General features: G+C 68.9%; 17 protein-coding genes. 4 read left to right on the top strand and 13 right to left on the bottom strand.

Annotated elements, in window-relative coordinates; genetic code table 11:
- Window positions 1–2: 2 nt before the first annotated feature.
- From rpsC to rpsL, 12 genes are all read right to left on the bottom strand, one after another.
- Window positions 3–824, bottom strand: a complete 822-nt coding sequence (rpsC, locus tag KZQ38_RS02255) for a 30S ribosomal protein S3 (protein WP_219437861.1) — start codon at window positions 822–824, stop codon at window positions 3–5.
- A complete protein-coding gene (gene rplV, locus KZQ38_RS02250; RefSeq protein ID WP_219437859.1) occupies window positions 824–1222 on the bottom strand; it encodes a 50S ribosomal protein L22 in 399 nt (132 codons plus the stop codon). The genes rpsC and rplV overlap by 1 nt, the downstream gene beginning before the upstream one ends.
- Window positions 1223–1258: 36 nt before the next feature.
- Complete coding sequence (gene rpsS / locus KZQ38_RS02245; protein ID WP_015105260.1) at window positions 1259–1540, bottom strand: 30S ribosomal protein S19; 282 nt, start codon at window positions 1538–1540, stop codon at window positions 1259–1261.
- Between the two features lie 18 nt (window positions 1541–1558).
- Window positions 1559–2392, bottom strand: a complete 834-nt coding sequence (gene rplB, locus KZQ38_RS02240) for a 50S ribosomal protein L2 (protein WP_219437857.1) — start codon at window positions 2390–2392, stop codon at window positions 1559–1561.
- Window positions 2393–2414: 22 nt separating this feature from the next.
- Complete coding sequence (rplW, locus tag KZQ38_RS02235) at window positions 2415–2714, bottom strand: 50S ribosomal protein L23 (protein ID WP_219437855.1); 300 nt, start codon at window positions 2712–2714, stop codon at window positions 2415–2417.
- Window positions 2711–3397 carry a 50S ribosomal protein L4 gene (gene rplD / locus KZQ38_RS02230; RefSeq protein WP_219437853.1) on the bottom strand — a complete coding sequence of 229 codons (687 nt, stop codon included), beginning with the start codon at window positions 3395–3397 and terminating at the stop codon, window positions 2711–2713. Before rplD ends, rplW begins: the two co-directional genes overlap by 4 nt.
- 2 nt (window positions 3398–3399) lie before the next feature.
- Window positions 3400–4050 (bottom strand): 50S ribosomal protein L3, encoded by a 651-nt coding sequence (rplC, locus tag KZQ38_RS02225; protein WP_219437851.1) that lies wholly within the window; start codon window positions 4048–4050, stop codon window positions 3400–3402.
- A 28-nt stretch (window positions 4051–4078) separates the two neighbouring features.
- Window positions 4079–4384: a 30S ribosomal protein S10 gene (gene rpsJ, locus KZQ38_RS02220; protein ID WP_003938093.1), complete on the bottom strand. Its 306-nt coding sequence runs from the start codon at window positions 4382–4384 to the stop codon at window positions 4079–4081.
- 318 nt (window positions 4385–4702) lie between these two features.
- Window positions 4703–5896, bottom strand: coding sequence for an elongation factor Tu (gene tuf / locus KZQ38_RS02215; protein WP_219437849.1), 1194 nt, complete (start codon window positions 5894–5896; stop codon window positions 4703–4705).
- Between the two features lie 138 nt (window positions 5897–6034).
- Entirely contained in the window at window positions 6035–8137 is a 2103-nt protein-coding gene (fusA, locus tag KZQ38_RS02210; protein ID WP_219437847.1) for an elongation factor G, read from the bottom strand.
- Window positions 8138–8221: 84 nt separating this feature from the next.
- Window positions 8222–8692 (bottom strand): 30S ribosomal protein S7, encoded by a 471-nt coding sequence (gene rpsG, locus KZQ38_RS02205; protein WP_219437845.1) that lies wholly within the window; start codon window positions 8690–8692, stop codon window positions 8222–8224.
- Window positions 8692–9066, bottom strand: a complete 375-nt coding sequence (gene rpsL, locus KZQ38_RS02200) for a 30S ribosomal protein S12 (RefSeq protein ID WP_030473471.1) — start codon at window positions 9064–9066, stop codon at window positions 8692–8694. Before rpsL ends, rpsG begins: the two co-directional genes overlap by 1 nt.
- 335 nt (window positions 9067–9401) lie before the next feature.
- Between rpsL and KZQ38_RS02195 the strand changes: the two genes are divergently transcribed.
- The 4 genes from KZQ38_RS02195 (at window position 9402) to KZQ38_RS02180 (ending at window position 11913) form a co-directional block, all read left to right on the top strand.
- Window positions 9402–10262: a phosphotransferase family protein gene (locus KZQ38_RS02195; protein ID WP_308258199.1), complete on the top strand. Its 861-nt coding sequence runs from the start codon at window positions 9402–9404 to the stop codon at window positions 10260–10262.
- Window positions 10263–10327: 65 nt separating this feature from the next.
- The gene (locus KZQ38_RS02190; protein WP_219437843.1) at window positions 10328–10624 is read left to right on the top strand and encodes a TFIIB-type zinc ribbon-containing protein; all 297 of its coding nucleotides are present in this window, start codon (window positions 10328–10330) and stop codon (window positions 10622–10624) included.
- Window positions 10625–11035: 411 nt separating this feature from the next.
- The gene (locus KZQ38_RS02185; RefSeq protein WP_219437841.1) at window positions 11036–11482 is read left to right on the top strand and encodes a hypothetical protein; all 447 of its coding nucleotides are present in this window, start codon (window positions 11036–11038) and stop codon (window positions 11480–11482) included.
- Complete coding sequence (locus KZQ38_RS02180; protein WP_219437839.1) at window positions 11479–11913, top strand: hypothetical protein; 435 nt, start codon at window positions 11479–11481, stop codon at window positions 11911–11913. The genes KZQ38_RS02185 and KZQ38_RS02180 overlap by 4 nt, the downstream gene beginning before the upstream one ends.
- A 339-nt stretch (window positions 11914–12252) precedes the next feature.
- On the opposite strand, the gene KZQ38_RS02175 is transcribed toward KZQ38_RS02180, so the two are convergent.
- Window positions 12253–16149: a DNA-directed RNA polymerase subunit beta' gene (locus tag KZQ38_RS02175; protein WP_219437837.1), complete on the bottom strand. Its 3897-nt coding sequence runs from the start codon at window positions 16147–16149 to the stop codon at window positions 12253–12255.
- Between the last annotated feature and the right edge of the window lie 109 nt (window positions 16150–16258).

The following is a 16258-nucleotide window of genomic DNA, read 5'->3' as shown; positions in this document are numbered from 1 at the left end:
ACTCAGCCCTCCGTCTTCTCTTCGGTCGCGACCGGAGCGTCCGTGGCCTCGGCCGCGGCCCGACCGGCCTCGGTGCTCGTCGCCGTGGTGCCGCTGGAGCCGGAGCGACGCGCCCGGTTCGGGCGGTCGCCGCGGTCGCGGCGCGGTGCGCGCTCCGCGGACGGAGCGGCGTCGCGCTCGCGCTTCGCGCTGATGCCACCGACCACGTCGCCCTTGTAGATCCACACCTTCACGCCGATCCGGCCGAACGTGGTGCGGGCCTCGAAGAAGCCGTAGTCGATGTCGGCGCGCAGCGTGTGCAGCGGCACCCGGCCGTCGCGGTAGTGCTCCGAGCGGGACATCTCGGCGCCGCCGAGCCGGCCACCGCACTGCACGCGGATGCCCTTCACCTGCGGCGAGCGCATGGCCGACTGGATGGCCTTGCGCATCGCGCGGCGGAACGCCACGCGGTTGGACAGCTGCTCGGCCACGCCCTGCGCGACGAGCTGCGCGTCCGACTCCGGGCTCTTCACCTCGAGGATGTTGAGCTGGACCTGCTTCTTGGTGAGCTTCTCCAGCTCACCGCGGATGCGGTCGGCCTCCGCGCCGCGCCGGCCGATGACGATGCCCGGCCGGGCCGTGTGGATGTCGACGCGGACCCGGTCGCGGGTGCGCTCGATCTCCACCTTGGAGATGCCGGCACGCTCCATGCCGCGCGAGAGCAGCTTGCGGATCTTGACATCCTCGGCCACGTACTCGGCGTACTGCTTGTCTGCGTACCAGCGGGACTTCCAGTCGGTGGTGATCCCCAGCCGGAAGCCGTGCGGGTTGATCTTCTGGCCCACTACCGGGTTCCCTTCGCGCTGGTCTTCTTCGGACGCGACTCCACCTCGACGGTGATGTGGCTGGTCCGCTTGCGGATCCGGTACGCACGGCCCTGGGCGCGCGGGCGGAACCGCTTGAGGGTCGGACCCTCGTCCACGTAGACCTTCGCCACCCACAGGGTGTCCGGGTCCAGGGACAGGTTGTTCTCGGCGTTGGCCACGGCGCTCGCGAGCACCTTGCGGACCGGCTCACTTGCCGCCTGCGGCGCGAACTGGAGCACGGCCAGGGCCTCGCTGGCGCTACGACCCTTGATGAGCTCGACGACGCGGCGCACCTTCATCGGCGTGTCGCGGACGTAGCGAGCCCGAGCCACGGCGCGCGGGTACTCCGGCGCTTCGGCTTCGTTGCGGGCGTTCATCGCTGCTTCCCCTTGCTCTTCCTCTAGTTCGTCGCCTTAGCGGCGGCGCGACTTCCGGTCGTCCTTGATGTGGCCCTTGAACGTGCGGGTCGGCGCGAACTCGCCGAGCTTGTGCCCGACCATCGCCTCCGTCACGAACACCGGCACGTGCTTGCGGCCGTCGTGCACCGCGATCGTGTGGCCCAGCATGTCGGGGATGATCGTCGACCGGCGGGACCAGGTCTTGATGACGGTCTTCTTGCCCGACTCGTTGAGGACGTCCACCTTCTTGAGCAGGTGGTCGTCCACGAAGGGGCCCTTCTTAAGGCTGCGCGGCATCCTTCACTCCCTCCCTGCTCAGCGCTTCTTACCGGTGCGACGACGCCGGACGATGAGCCTGTCGCTTGCCTTGCGGCGGCGGGTACGGCCTTCGGGCTTACCGGCCGGGTTCACCGGGTGGCGACCACCGGAGGTCTTGCCCTCACCACCACCGTGCGGGTGGTCGACCGGGTTCATGGCGACACCGCGGACGGTGGGCTTCTTGCCCTTCCAGCGCATCCGGCCGGCCTTGCCCCAGTTGATGTTCTGGTGCTCGGCGTTGCCGACCTCGCCGACCGTGGCGCGGCAGCGCACGTCCACGTTCCGGATCTCGCCCGAGGGCATCCGGAGCTGGGCGTACGGGCCGTCCTTGGCGACGAGCTGCACGCTGGCGCCCGCCGAGCGCGCGATCTTCGCACCGCCGCCGGGGCGCAGCTCGATCGCGTGGACCACCGTGCCGACCGGGATGTTGCGCAGCGGCAGGTTGTTGCCGGGCTTGATGTCGGCCTTGGGGCCGTTCTCCACCCGGTCGCCCTGCTGGAGCTTGTTCGGCGCGATGATGTAGCGCTTCTCGCCGTCCACGTAGTGCAGCAGCGCGATGCGCGCGGTCCGGTTGGGGTCGTACTCGATGTGCGCGACCTTGGCCGGGATGCCGTCCTTGTCGGTGCGGCGGAAGTCGATCAGGCGGTACGCCCGCTTGTGGCCGCCGCCCTTGTGCCGCGTCGTGATCTTGCCCGACGCGTTGCGGCCACCGCGGCCGTGCAGCGGGCGGATCAGCGACTTCTCCGGCGTCGACCGAGTGATCTCGGCGAAGTCGGAGACGCTCGCACCGCGACGACCGGGGGTCGTCGGCTTGTACTTGCGAATGCCCATCTCTACGCAGTCCTCGTCGTCATCAGGCGGCCGGGCCGCCGAAGATCTCGATCGGCTTGCTCTCGGCGGACAGCGTCACGATCGCGCGCTTGGTGTCCTTGCGCTTGCCGAAGCCCAACCGGGTGCGCTTGCGCTTGCCCTGGCGGTTGATCGTGTTGACGCTGACGACCTTGACGCCGAAGACCTTCTCCACGGCAATCTTGATCTGGGTCTTGTTCGCGCCGGGGGCCACCACGAAGGTGTACTTGCCCTCCTCCAGGAGCCCGTAGGACTTCTCGGAGATGACCGGCGCGAGCAGGATGTCCCTGTGGTCGGGGATCACTTCTCGTCCTCCACTTCGGACGAACCGGCGACCGCCTCGGCCGAGCCGGCACCGAGCTGGGCCTTGCTCGCCAGGAACACGTCCAGAGCGTCCTTGGTGAACACCACGTCGTCGTTGACCAGCACGTCGTAGGTGTTCAACTGGTCCGGGGCGATGATGTGCACGTGCGGCAGGTTGCGCAGGCTGACCCACGAAACCTCCTCGGTGCGCAGCAGCACCGCGAGCACCCGGCGGGCCTGCGTGACCGACTCCAGGGCCTTGCGGGCGGTCTTGGTCGACGGGGTGTCACCCGCGACGAAACCGCTCACCACGTGGACCTGGCCGGCACGCGCCCGGTCGGAGAGGGCGCCGCGCAGCGCGGCGGCCTTCATCTTCTTGGGGGTGCGCTGGGAGTAGTCGCGCGGCTGGGGGCCGTGCACCGTGCCACCGCCGGCGAACTGCGGGGCGCGGGTCGAGCCCTGGCGGGCGCGGCCGGTGCCCTTCTGGCGGTAGGGCTTCTTGCCGCCGCCGGAGACCTCGCCGCGGGTCTTGGTGGAGTGCGTGCCCTGGCGGGCCGCGGCCTGCTGGGCCACGACGACCTGGTGCAGCAGGGCGACGTTCGCCTGCGCGCCGAACACGGCGGCGGGCAGCTCCACGGTGCCGTCGGTGTTGCCGTCCGGGGTGCGGACCTCAACGGACGTCATGATCAGGCACCACCCTTCGCAGCGGTCTTGACGAACACGGTGCCGCCCTTGGGGCCGGGCACCGCGCCCTTGATGAGCAGCAGGCCGGACTCGGCGTCGACCTTGTGCACCTTGAGGTTCTGGGTGGTCACGCGCACGTGGCCCATGCGACCCGCCATGCGCAGGCCCTTGAACACGCGGCCGGGCGTGGCGCAGCCGCCGATGGAGCCGGGCGACCGGTGCTTGCGCTGCGTGCCGTGGCTGGCGCCGAGGCCGCCGAAGCCGTGGCGCTTCATGACACCCGCGGTGCCCTTGCCCTTGCTGGTGCCGACCACGTCGACAACAGCGCCGGCCTCGAACACCTCAGCGGTGACTTCCTGGCCGACCTGGTACTCGGACGCGTCCGCGGTGCGCAGCTCCGCCAGCCGGCGGCGCGGCGTGACGCCCGCCTTGGCGTAGTGGCCCGCGACCGGCTTCTTGACCTTGCGGGGATCGATCGCACCGAAGGCCAGCTGGACGGCCGAGTAGCCGTCGTTCTCCTGGGTCCGGATCTGGGTGACCACGTTCGGCTCGGCCTTGACGACGGTCACCGGGACGACCCGGTTGTTCTCGTCGAAGACCTGAGTCATGCCGAGCTTGGTGCCCAGGAGGCCCTTAACCTGCCTGTCAGACATTGGTCTCGTTACTCTCCGCGTCCAACGCTTACTGGATGTTGACGTCGACGCTCGCCGGCAGGTCGATGCGCATCAGCGCGTCCACCGTCTTCGGCGTCGGGTCGAGGATGTCGATCAGACGCTTGTGCGTGCGCATCTCGAAGTGCTCGCGCGAGTCCTTGTACTTGTGCGGCGAGCGGATGACGCAGTAGACGTTCTTCTCAGTGGGCAGCGGCACAGGCCCGACGACCCGAGCGCCGGTGCGCGTCACGGTCTCGACGATCTTGCGCGCGGACGCGTCGATCGCCTCGTGGTCGTAGGCCTTGAGCCGGATGCGGATCTTCTGTCCCGCCATGATGGCTTGCCGTTCCTCTGCTTCTCGATACCGCTGCGGTGCGGGCAACCGGAATGAGGCCGTCGAGCCTCCGGCGCGTACCGCCCCCTATTCAGGACTGACACCTCAGCGGTGTCACGGTGCCCGGTCCACGCGGTCGGGCGTGTCGCGCCCTTGGCCACAGACCGGTCCCACTGATGAAACCTGTGGGATTGTCTTGCTCCCTCGTGACGGAGCGGCCGGGTTCCGCTGGAACCGGCCGCCCCGTGACGAGCAACCCGTCAATGGTCGCACACCGACGTGCGCAGTCCAAATCGGGGGTCGGTCGTTAGACCGAGGTCACTTGATGATCTTGGTGACCGAGCCCGCGCCGACGGTCCGGCCACCCTCGCGGATGGCGAACCGCAGACCCTCGTCCATGGCGATCGGCTGGATCAGCTTCACGGCCATGGAGGTGGTGTCGCCCGGCATGACCATCTCGGTGCCCTCGGGGAGGGTCACGACGCCGGTCACGTCGGTGGTGCGGAAGTAGAACTGCGGGCGGTAGTTGTTGAAGAACGGCGTGTGGCGGCCGCCCTCGTCCTTGGACAGGATGTAGACCTGCGCCTCGAACTCGGTGTGCGGGGTGGTGGTGCCCGGCTTCACGATGACCATGCCGCGCTCCACCTCCTCGCGCTTGATGCCGCGGAGCAGCAGCGCCGCGTTGTCGCCCGCCTGGCCCTCGTCGAGGAACTTCTTGAACATCTCGATCGAGGTGACCGTCGTCTTCTTCGAGGTCTCCTTGATGCCGACGATCTCGACCTCTTCGTTGACCTTGATGACGCCGCGCTCGATGCGACCGGTCACCACGGTGCCGCGGCCGGTGATCGTGAAGACGTCCTCGACCGGCATCAGGAACGGCCGGTCGACCTCGCGCTCGGGCTCCGGGATGTTCTCGTCCACGGCGTCCATCAGGCCGATGAGCTTCTCGGCCCACTCGGCGTCGCCCTCCAGCGCCTTCAGCGCGGAGACGCGCACGACCGGCAGGTCGTCGCCCGGGAACTCGTACTCGGAGAGCAGCTCGCGGACCTCGAGCTCGACGAGCTCCAGGATCTCCTCGTCGTCCACCATGTCGGACTTGTTGAGGGCCACGACGATGTAGGGCACACCGACCTGGCGGGCGAGCAGGACGTGCTCCTTGGTCTGCGGCATCGGGCCGTCGGTCGCCGCGACCACCAGGATGGCGCCGTCCATCTGCGCCGCACCGGTGATCATGTTCTTGATGTAGTCGGCGTGACCGGGGCAGTCGACGTGCGCGTAGTGGCGCTTGTCGGTCTGGTACTCGATGTGCGCGATCGAGATGGTGATGCCGCGCTGCTTCTCCTCCGGCGCCTTGTCGATCTGGTCGAACGGCGTGAAGGGGTTCAGTTCCGGGTACTTGTCGTGCAGGACCTTGGAGATCGCCGCGGTCAGCGTCGTCTTGCCGTGGTCGATGTGACCGATGGTGCCGATGTTGACGTGCGGCTTCGTCCGCTCGAACTTCGCCTTCGCCACTGGATTGTCCTCCTGGACTTCTGTTGCTGTGCCCGGCGGGAGTGGTTCCACCCGCCGGGCGTCACGTCAGGGTTCTGCGGACCCCAGGGACGAGAGACCCCGGAGAGCCCGCGTGGTGCTGCGGTGCTCCGGTTGGGGTTACTCGCCCGTCGCCTTCGCGATGATCTCCTTCGCGACGTTCGTGGGAACCTCGGCGTAGGAGTCAAAGGTCATCGAGTAGTTCGCACGACCCTGGGTCTTGGACCGCAGGTCGCCGACGTACCCGAACATCTCCGACAGCGGGACCAGCGCCTTCACGACACGGGTGCCACTGCGCTCCTCCATGGCCTGGATCTGGCCACGGCGGGAGTTGAGGTCGCCGATGACGTCGCCCATGTACTCCTCGGGCGTGGTCACTTCGACCGCCATCATCGGCTCCAGCAGGGCCGGGTCGGCCTTGCGGGCGGCTTCCTTGAGCGCCATCGAACCGGCGATCTTGAAGGCCATTTCCGACGAGTCGACCTCGTGGTAGGCGCCGTCGACCAGCGTCACCTTGATGCCGACCAGCGGGTAGCCCGCCAGCACGCCGTACTGCATGGCGTCCTGCGCACCGGCGTCCACCGACGGGATGTACTCCCGCGGCACGCGGCCACCGGTCACGGCGTTCACGAACTCGTAGAGCGCGCCGTCGTCCTGCTTCTCCAGCGGCTCCAGGTCGATGAGGACCTTCGCGAACTGGCCGGAGCCACCGGTCTGCTTCTTGTGGGTGTAGGAGTATTTCTCCACCTTGCGGCGGATCGTCTCCCGGTACGCCACCTGGGGCTTGCCGATGTTGGCCTCGACCTTGAACTCCCGGCGCATCCGGTCCACCAGGATGTCCAGGTGCAGCTCGCCCATGCCGGCGATGATGGTCTGCCCGGTCTCCTCGTCCTGCTTGACGCGGAAGGTCGGGTCCTCCTCGGCCAGCTTCTGGATCGCGGTGCTGAGCTTCTCCTGGTCGGCCTTCGTCTTCGGCTCGATCGCCACCTCGATGACCGGCTCGGGGAAGGTCATGGACTCCAGCACGATGGGCGCCTGCGGGTCGCTCAGCGTCTCACCGGTGGTGGTGTCCTTGAGACCGATGACGGCGTAGATGTGGCCCGCCATGGCCTCGTCGACCGGGTTCTCCTTGTTGGCGTGCATCTGGAAGATCTTCCCGATGCGCTCCTTGCGGTCCTTGGTCGAGTTGATGACCTGGGTACCGGAGGCGACCCGACCCGAGTACACCCGGATGTAGGTCAGCTTGCCGAAGAACGGGTGCGCGGCGATCTTGAACGCGAGGGCCGAGAACGGCTCCTCGGTCGACGGCTTCCGGAAGGCCGGCGTCTCGCCGTCCTGGAGGGTGCCCTCGACCGGCGGCAGGTCCAGCGGCGACGGCAGGTAGTCGATCACCGCGTCGAGCATGGGCTGCACGCCCTTGTTCTTGAACGACGAGCCGCACAGCACCGGGTACGCCGCGCCCGTGGACACGATCTTGCGGATGCCGGCCTTGATCTGCGCGACGGTCAGCTCTTCGCCGCCCAGGTAGGACTCCATCAGCGCGTCGTCGGTCTCCGCGACGGCCTCGACCAGCTGCTCGCGGTACTCCTGCGCCTTCTCCAGGAGGTCCGCGGGGATCTCCTCGACGGCGTAGTCCTCGCCCTTCTGGACCTCGCCGCGCCAGGTCAGCGCGCGCATCTCGACCAGGTCGACGACGCCGATGAACTCGCTCTCCGCGCCGATCGGGAGCTGGAGCGGGAGCGGCTTCGCGCCGAGGCGCTCGGAGATGGTGCGCACGGTGAAGTAGAAGTCGGCGCCCAGCTTGTCCATCTTGTTGACGAAGCAGATGCGCGGGACGTCGTACTTGGTCGCCTGCCGCCACACCTGCTCGGACTGGGGCTCGACACCTTCCTTGCCGTCGAACACGGCGACGGCGCCGTCGAGGACGCGCAGGTTGCGCTCGACCTCGACGGTGAAGTCGACGTGACCGGGGGTGTCGATCAGGTTGATCTGGTGGTTCTTCCAGAAGCACGTCGTCGCGGCCGACGTGATCGTGATGCCGCGCTCCTGCTCCTGCTCCATCCAGTCCATCACGGCGGCGCCGTCGTGGACCTCGCCGATCTTGTAGCTGATCCCGGTGTAGAACAGGATCCGCTCGGTCGTCGTGGTCTTGCCCGCGTCGATGTGGGCCATGATCCCGATGTTGCGGACCTTGGCCAGGTCGGTGAGCACGTCCTGTGCCACGGGTGTTTCCCCTGTCTTGAGCTCGCTGGCTCACTAGGGCTGGGAGAGCCCGGCCGGCGTCTCGGGTGCCGGCCGGGCGTCACGTCACCAGCGGTAGTGGGCGAAGGCCTTGTTCGACTCGGCCATCTTGTGGGTGTCCTCGCGGCGCTTGACGCTCGCGCCCAGGCCGTTGCTCGCGTCGAGCAGCTCGTTCATCAGGCGCTCGATCATGGTCTTCTCCCGCCGCTGCCGGGAGAAGCTGATCAGCCAGCGCAGCGCCAGGGTGGTCGCCCGACCGGGCTTGACCTCCACCGGCACCTGGTAGGTCGCGCCACCGACGCGGCGGCTCTTGACCTCCAGGGCGGGCTTGACGTTGTCGAGCGCGCGCTTGAGGGTGACCACCGGGTCGGTGCCGGTCTTCTCGCGGGCGCCTTCCAGCGCGCCGTACACGATCCGCTCGGCCACGGAGCGCTTGCCGTCGACCAGCACCTTGTTGATGAGCTGGGTCACCAGCGGAGAGCTGTAGACCGGGTCGGAGATCAACGGCCGCTTCGGGGCCGGTCCCTTGCGGGGCATCAGCTCTTCTCCTTCTTCGCGCCGTAGCGGCTGCGGGCCTGCTTGCGGTTCTTCACGCCCTGCGTGTCGAGGGAACCGCGGATGATCTTGTAGCGAACACCCGGGAGGTCCTTCACACGACCGCCGCGCACGAGCACCATGGAGTGCTCCTGGAGGTTGTGGCCCTCACCGGGGATGTAGGCCGTGACCTCGATGCCACTCGTCAGCTTCACGCGGGCGACCTTGCGGAGCGCCGAGTTCGGCTTCTTGGGCGTGGTGGTGTAGACACGGGTGCAGACGCCGCGCCGCTGGGGACTCCCCTTGAGCGCCGCGGTCTTCTGCTTGGCGACCTTGTCCTGCCGGCCCTTGCGGACCAGCTGCTGGATCGTTGGCATGCGCCGGCTGCTTCTTCCCTTCGAGTGCCCGTCGCCACGAGGACGTCGACCACTGTTTACCTGGTCCCTCTCTGCACCCGAGGTCGGGCGTGTCGCGCCCGTTCACCCCAGGTCCGCAGGCAACATCCCAGGATGCCCCTACGCGTGGAGGTCACCGCGGCCGGCTTTCCAGGACACACTGGCGCGTAGGCACGCGGAGCGGCCCGACATGGGTCGGGCACGAGTACCAAAGATACCTCGGTCGCTTCCCACCGGTCAAAACGGGTCCGTCACAGCTTACGTCCAGGTCGGGGAGGTCGCCGAGTCGGTTTTCGGCGGCGGCGCAGACTGGGCCCGTGGACGAGGGTCTGGGCGGCGGGGTGCGGCGGCGCGAGCTGGTCGAGTGGGTTGGCGGGAGCGGGGAGGGCGAGGTCCTGGCCGTTCGCGGCGACGTCGTGGTGGTGAAGGTGGGTGACGTCGTCGTCAAGGTGCACGAGGTGGGGACGGACGTCGACGGGCTCGCGGCGCGGGTGCGGGTGGCGGCCGCGGTGGGCGGGTTGCTGCTGCCGCCCGTGCTGGGGCCCGCGGTGGTGCGGGGGCGGGTGGTGACGGCGTGGCCCCTGGGTACGCCGGTGTCGTCGGACGGCGCGCTGCCGATGGAGGAGGCCGGGCGGCTGCTCGCCGCGTTGCACCGGGTGCGGGTGCCCGGCCCCGTGCCGCCCGCTCGGGCCTGGTCGCGGGTGGAGCGGGCGGTGCGGGACGTGCCGGACGTGGTCGGGGCCGACGTGGTGTTGCGGGCGTTCGCGACGTTGGGGCCCGATCGGGGTGGTGACGTCCTGGTGCACGGCGACTGGCACCTGGGGCAGCTGGTGTGGCGGGACGGGTGGCGGCTCATCGACGTCGACGACATCGGGGTGGGCGACCCGGCGTGGGACCTCGCCCGGCCGGCCGCGTTGTTCGCCGCCGGGGTGTTGGAGCCGGGGGTGTGGAGCCGGTTGTTGGACGCGTACCTCGACGCGGGTGGGGTGGCCGTTCGGCGGGACGACCCGTGGGAGGGGTTGGAGCGGCCGGCTCGGGCGCTGGTCGTGCAGATGGCGGCGCGGGCGTTGACGGCGGCGGAGCGGGACGGGAAGGCGTTGACGGAAGCGCAGGGGGCGTTGCTCGACGCTTGTGGGCGCATCGTGGCGGGGTGGGCCGGCGGGGGGTTGGGCGGATAGCGGCGCGGATCTATGTCGCGTGGCTAATATCGCCCATAACGCACCGAGAGCAGGAGGCTCACACGATGCAGTGTCCCAAGTGTCATGGCAACATGCGGACTTTCGACCGCATGGGCGTACACATCGAGCAGTGCGACGGCTGCCGCGGGGTCTTCCTGGACTACGGCGAGCTGGAGGCCATCACGCGGCTGGAGACCCAGATGGCCGCTCCCCCGCCCCCGCCGCCGGTCGCACCGCCGCCGGCGCAGGTGCACTACGTCCAGCAGCCCGTTCAGCCGGGGTGGGGCGCGGCTCCGCACTACGGGCACGGCTACCACCACCGCAAGCACAACGGGTTGTCGGGGCTGTTCTTCTCGTCCTGAGCCGTTCTCGGCTTGAGAGGGGGAGGGGTGGGGCTGAGCGCCCCACCTTGGCACCTGCCCGGGACCTCTCCCCCGGCCCGGTGATGCCCGGCGATTCCCCACCCGGCATCGCCGGCGGACCTATCCCCGTCTGGCTGCGCCCGCCTGCCTGCGCCCGCCTGCCTGCGCCCCGCCTGCCTGCGCCCCGCCTGCCTGCGCCCCGCCTGCCTGCGCCCCGCCTGCCTGCGCCCCGCCCGGCGTTGCCCCACCTGGCATCACCCCCACCCGGCGTCGCCCCCGCCTGGCGTCGCCCCCTTGGCGCGCCCCCGCCTGGCATCGGCCTGGGCCGACTTACCTGGCATCGCCGACACCCCCGAACTTGGCACTCCCGAAAAAGAGCGCCATACTTGGTAGCGAGCGTGAGGGGGAGCCATGTCTGTCGCCACCGAGGCAGCGTTGATCAGGGACCTCTTCGATCAGATCCAAGAGATCGAAGAGGTGGCGTCCAGCCTCTCGGAGGACGACGAGCGGCGGCACAAGCTCGACGGCGTGGTGGCCCGCGCGCTGCGCAAGGCACCGCCCGTCCGGCCCGTGGTGGCCGGAGAGCTGCTGGACCTCACCGAGAAGACGGTCAAGGCGTGGGCCCGGGAAGGCGTGCTCGCCATCCACAGCCAGGAACCCCGGATGCTCCTGGACGCCGTGCGGCTGCACGAGGTGCTGCACGTGGTGGCGGAACTGCGGCGTGCCGGCCGCACCAGGGGGCTGCTGGACGAGGTGCACCGCAGGCTCGGAGACGCCGCGTTGCTCGACCGCGAAGACCTCGCGACGAGCGTCGAGCAGATGCGGCGAGGTGAAGGACGAGTCGTCCGCTCCGCTTGACGACCGTGGTGGAGACGCCGGTCGCCGGCGCTCAAGCGGCGTCCCTGCGCGGACCCGCCCGCCAGGCGTACGAGCGTTTCCTGGACGAATTGGCGCACAGCGGGTGCGCCGCCCTGGGATATCGCGTCACCGGGCCCGATCCCCTGCCCCGGCTCTGCGTCAAACACCTGCGTGGAACTGATCGCGTGGTGGTCGCCTTTCCGACGCCCGATGTCGCCTGGGTCTTGTTGGTGGGAGCCCACGATGACGATCCCGGGCGGAACCTCTACGACGCCTTGTACGAATTGGCGGGCGTGCGACCGCGGTTGAACGAACGCCGGACCAAGCCGCCCTGCTGCGCCGACGGCGTGCCGCCGGAAGCCGGTGACGAGTTGGTGGACGAGTTGGTGGCACGGGCCCGAGCGCTGGCCAAAGGGCGTCGGAGGGGGTAAAAAACGACGCTCGCCGCTTGGCAGACCGCCAAGGAGAACTGGAAGAGCGCCGTCGTGTTCTCCCCGTATGGCCTGGTCAAGACAACCACCCTCGTTCCCGGGACGCAAACGAAAAGCGTGTTTGCGTCCCGGGAACGAGCGCGGTTCGCTGGCGCGCAGGCCATACGGGGAGAACACGACGGGGGGCTTGGTGTGGGCAAGCCCCCATAGCGGGGGGTGTGGAGGCCGACCGCCGAATTGGCCTTTGCCGCGAGGCTCCCTGGCGGTGAGTTGCTGATTTACCCCTATTGCCGCGAAGGCCCCCACAGCTGGGCTGCGGGGGCCTTCTTCTGGTGCTTTTTAGCGGTAGTCGCGGCCGAAGTCGTAGTCGTCCAGGGGGACGGCTGCGCCCGTGCCGGTGCCGAAGACGTCCGGCGTGTAGTAGCCGTCGTCGTAGGACGGGATGGCGTACGCCGCGGCGCGTGCCTCTTCGGTCGGCTGGACCTGGATGTTCCGGTACCGGTTGATGCCGGTGCCGGCCGGGATCAGCTTACCGATGATCACGTTCTCCTTGAGGCCGATGAGCTTGTCCGAGCGGCCGTTGATGGCTGCGTCGGTCAGGACTCGGGTGGTCTCCTGGAACGACGCCGCGGACAGCCACGAGTCGGTGGCCAGCGACGCCTTCGTGATGCCCATCAGCACCGGGCGACCGGCGGCCGGCTCGCCGCCCTCGGCGACGACCTGGCGGTTGCCGCTCTCGAACTCCGCCCGCTCGACCAGCGAGCCGGGCAGGAACTCGGTCGCGCCCGAGTCGATGATCGTCACCCGGCGCAGCATCTGCCGGACGATGACCTCGATGTGCTTGTCGTGGATCGCCACGCCCTGGGCCCGGTAGACCTTCTGGACTTCCTGGACCAGGTGCAGCTGCGCCTCGCGCGGACCCATGACGCGCAGGACCTCGTGCGGGTCCGGCGTGCCCTCCAGCAGCTGCTGGCCGACGGACACGTGGTCGCCGTCCTGCAACGGGCCGGTGGGGGTGTTGGCCAGGCGCTGGCGCTTCGACAGCTTGTCGAAGACGATCTCCTCGCTCCCGTCGTCCGGGATGAGGGTGATCTTCCAGAAGCGGTCGCCGTCCTCGATGCGGACGCGGCCGTCGACGTCGGCGATCGGGGCCTTGCCCTTCGGCACGCGGGCCTCGAACAGCTCCTGGACACGCGGCAGACCGGTGGTGATGTCGTCGCCCGCCACACCACCCTGGTGGAAGGTGCGCATGGTGAGCTGGGTGCCCGGCTCACCGATGGACTGGGCGGCGACGATGCCGACGGCCTCGCCGACGTCGACCAGCTTGCCGGTCGCCATCGAGCGGCCGTAGCAGGACGCGCACACGCCCACCGCGGACTCGCAGGTCAGCACCGAGCGGACCTTCACGCGGGTCACGCCGGCGTTCACCAGCGTCTGGAGCGCCGGGTCACCGAGGTCGTCACCGCGGTTGAGGACCACGTTGCCGTTGGCGTCGGTGATGTCCTCGGCGATGGTCCGGGCGTAGACGGAGGTCTGCGCGAACTCGTGCAGGCCGACCTTGTCGCCCAGCTTCTCGCCGACGGTCATGTTCACGCCGCGGGTCGTGCCGCAGTCGATCTCGCGGATGATGACGTCCTGCGACACGTCCACAAGACGACGGGTCAGGTAACCCGAGTCGGCGGTACGCAGCGCGGTGTCGGCGAGACCCTTGCGGGCGCCGTGCGTCGCGATGAAGTATTCCAGCACCGACAGGCCCTCGCGGAACGAGTTCTTGATCGGACGCGGGATGTACTCGCCCTTCGGGTTGGTCACCAGACCACGCATACCCGCCAGCGACCGGACCTGGGTCATGTTGCCCGCCGCGCCGGACTTCACGATCATGCGGATCGAGTTGTCCTCGGGGAAGTTGGCCTCCATGACCTCGGCGACCTCTTCCGTCGCCTTGGTCCACACCTTCACCAGCTCGTTGTTGCGCTCGGCGTAGGAGAGCTGACCGCGCTGGTAGCGCTTCTCCACCGCGTCGGCGAGCTTCTCGTACTCGTCCAGGATGCCCTGCTTGGCCTCCGGCACGAGCACGTCGGAGATCGCGACGGTGACGCCCGACCGGGTCGCCCAGTAGAAGCCCGCGTCCTTCAGCTTGTCCAGCGTCCGGGCGACGGTCACCATCGGGTACCGCTCGGCGAGGTCGTTGATGACCGTGGCCTGCCGCTTCTTCGGCATGACCTCGTTCAGGAACGGGTAGTCCTGCGGCAGGACCTCGTTGAACAGCACGCGGCCGAGGGTGGTCTCGGCCAGCCACGGCTGACCGGGCTCCCAGCCCTCCGGCTCCTGGCCCTTCGGCGGGTTCTTGTCCGTGATGCGGATCTTGGCCATCGCCTGGAGGCCGAGGGCCTTCCGGTCGAACGCCATCAGCGCCTCGGCGGGCGAGGAGTACGCCTGGCCCTCGCCGATGTCGCCCTCCTTGTGCCGCGTCAGGTGGTACAGGCCGGTCACCATGTCCAGACGCGGCATGGCCAGCGGCTTGCCCGACGCGGGCGAGAGGATGTTGTTCGACGACAGCATCAGCACGCGCGCCTCGGCCTGCGCCTCGGCGGACAGCGGCAGGTGGACCGCCATCTGGTCACCGTCGAAGTCGGCGTTGAACGCCTCGCAGACGAGCGGGTGCAGCTGGATGGCCTTGCCCTCGACCAGCTGCGGCTCGAACGCCTGGATGCCCAGGCGGTGCAGCGTGGGCGCGCGGTTGAGCAGCACGGGGTGCTCGGTGATGACCTCTTCCAGCACGTCCCACACGGCCGGGCGGGCGCGCTCGACCATGCGCTTCGCCGACTTGATGTTCTGCGCGTGGTTGAGGTCCACCAGCCGCTTCATCACGAACGGCTTGAACAGCTCCAGCGCCATCTGCTTGGGCAGGCCGCACTGGTGCAGCTTGAGCTGCGGGCCGACCACGATGACCGAACGGCCCGAGTAGTCGACGCGCTTGCCCAGCAGGTTCTGGCGGAACCGGCCCTGCTTGCCCTTGAGCAGGTCGCTCAGGGACTTCAGCGGGCGGTTGCCCGGCCCGGTGACCGGACGGCCGCGGCGGCCGTTGTCGAACAACGCGTCGACGGCCTCCTGGAGCATCCGCTTCTCGTTGTTGACGATGATCTCGGGCGCGCCGAGGTCGATCAGCCGCTTGAGGCGGTTGTTCCGGTTGATGACGCGGCGGTACAGGTCGTTCAGGTCGGACGTGGCGAAGCGGCCACCGTCGAGCTGCACCATCGGGCGCAGGTCCGGCGGGATGACCGGCACGCAGTCCAGCACCATGCCCTGCGGGTTGTTGCGGGTCGCCTGGAACGCGGCGACGACCTTCAGGCGCTTGAGGGCGCGCAGCTTCTTCTGGCCCTTGCCGCTGCGGATGGTCTCGCGCAGCACCTCGGCCTCGGCGTCCACGTCGTAGTCGCCGAGCAGCTTCTGGATGGCCTCGGCGCCCATGGCGCCGGTGAAGTAGTCGCCGTAGCGGTCGTACAGCTCGCGGTAGAGCAGCTCGTCCGCGATCAGCTGCGCGCGCTCCAGCTTGGTGAACGTGGACCAGATCTCGTCGAGCCGGTCCAGCTCGCGCTGCGCCCGGTCGCGGAGCTGGCGCATCTCGCGCTCGCCGCCCTCCTTGACCTTGCGGCGGACGTCGGACTTCGCGCCCTCCGCCTCCAGCTCGGCCAGGTCGGCTTCCAGCTTCTGCGCCCGCGCCTCGACGTCGGCGTCGCGCTTGTTCTCCACGCGCTTGCGCTCGACCTGCATCTCGTTCTCGAGCGTCGGCAGGTCGTTGTGGCGCAGCTCGGTGTTGACGCCCACGATGACGTAGGCGGCGAAGTAGATGATCTTCTCGAGGTCCTTCGGGGCCAGGTCGAGCAGGTAGCCCAACCGGCTCGGGACGCCCTTGAAGTACCAGATGTGCGTGACCGGGGCGGCCAGTTCGATGTGGCCCATCCGCTCGCGGCGGACCTTCGCGCGGGTCACCTCGACGCCGCAGCGCTCGCAGATGATGCCCTTGAAGCGGACGCGCTTGTACTTGCCGCAGTAGCACTCCCAGTCCCGGGTGGGACCGAAGATCTTCTCGCAGAACAAGCCGTCCTTCTCCGGCTTGAGCGTGCGGTAGTTGATGGTCTCGGGCTTCTTGACCTCGCCGTAGGACCACTGGCGGATGTCGTCCGCGGTCGCGAGACCGATGCGGAGCTCATCGAAGAAGTTGACGTCGAGCACGTCTACTCTCTTCCCCTTTGGATCGGTTGCCCGGCGTGTGACGGCGGTGGCCGCACGCGGGACGTGGCTCAGGAGCTGGTGGCTGGGCCGCGGGGAGGCGCGGGAGGCA

Source organism: Saccharothrix obliqua, assembly GCF_019375475.1.
Taxonomy (GTDB): Bacteria; Actinomycetota; Actinomycetes; order Mycobacteriales; family Pseudonocardiaceae; genus Actinosynnema; species Actinosynnema obliqua.
This window is presented reverse-complemented; position numbering and strand designations above follow the sequence as displayed.

Bases quoted from the DNA above. Each gene is read 5' to 3' on its own strand.
- rplV (WP_219437859.1), bottom strand. From the start codon at position 1,222: ATGAACGCCCGCAACGAAGCCGAAGCGCCGGAGTACCCGCGCGCCGTG.
- rpsS (WP_015105260.1), bottom strand. From the start codon at position 1,540: ATGCCGCGCAGCCTTAAGAAGGGCCCCTTCGTGGACGACCACCTGCTC.
- rplB (WP_219437857.1), bottom strand. From the start codon at position 2,392: ATGGGCATTCGCAAGTACAAGCCGACGACCCCCGGTCGTCGCGGTGCG.
- rplD (WP_219437853.1), bottom strand. From the start codon at position 3,397: ATGACGTCCGTTGAGGTCCGCACCCCGGACGGCAACACCGACGGCACC.
- rplC (WP_219437851.1), bottom strand. From the start codon at position 4,050: ATGTCTGACAGGCAGGTTAAGGGCCTCCTGGGCACCAAGCTCGGCATG.
- rpsJ (WP_003938093.1), bottom strand. From the start codon at position 4,384: ATGGCGGGACAGAAGATCCGCATCCGGCTCAAGGCCTACGACCACGAG.
- rpsG (WP_219437845.1), bottom strand. From the start codon at position 8,692: ATGCCCCGCAAGGGACCGGCCCCGAAGCGGCCGTTGATCTCCGACCCG.
- rpsL (WP_030473471.1), bottom strand. From the start codon at position 9,066: ATGCCAACGATCCAGCAGCTGGTCCGCAAGGGCCGGCAGGACAAGGTC.
- KZQ38_RS02190 (WP_219437843.1), top strand. From the start codon at position 10,328: ATGCAGTGTCCCAAGTGTCATGGCAACATGCGGACTTTCGACCGCATG.
- KZQ38_RS02185 (WP_219437841.1), top strand. From the start codon at position 11,036: ATGTCTGTCGCCACCGAGGCAGCGTTGATCAGGGACCTCTTCGATCAG.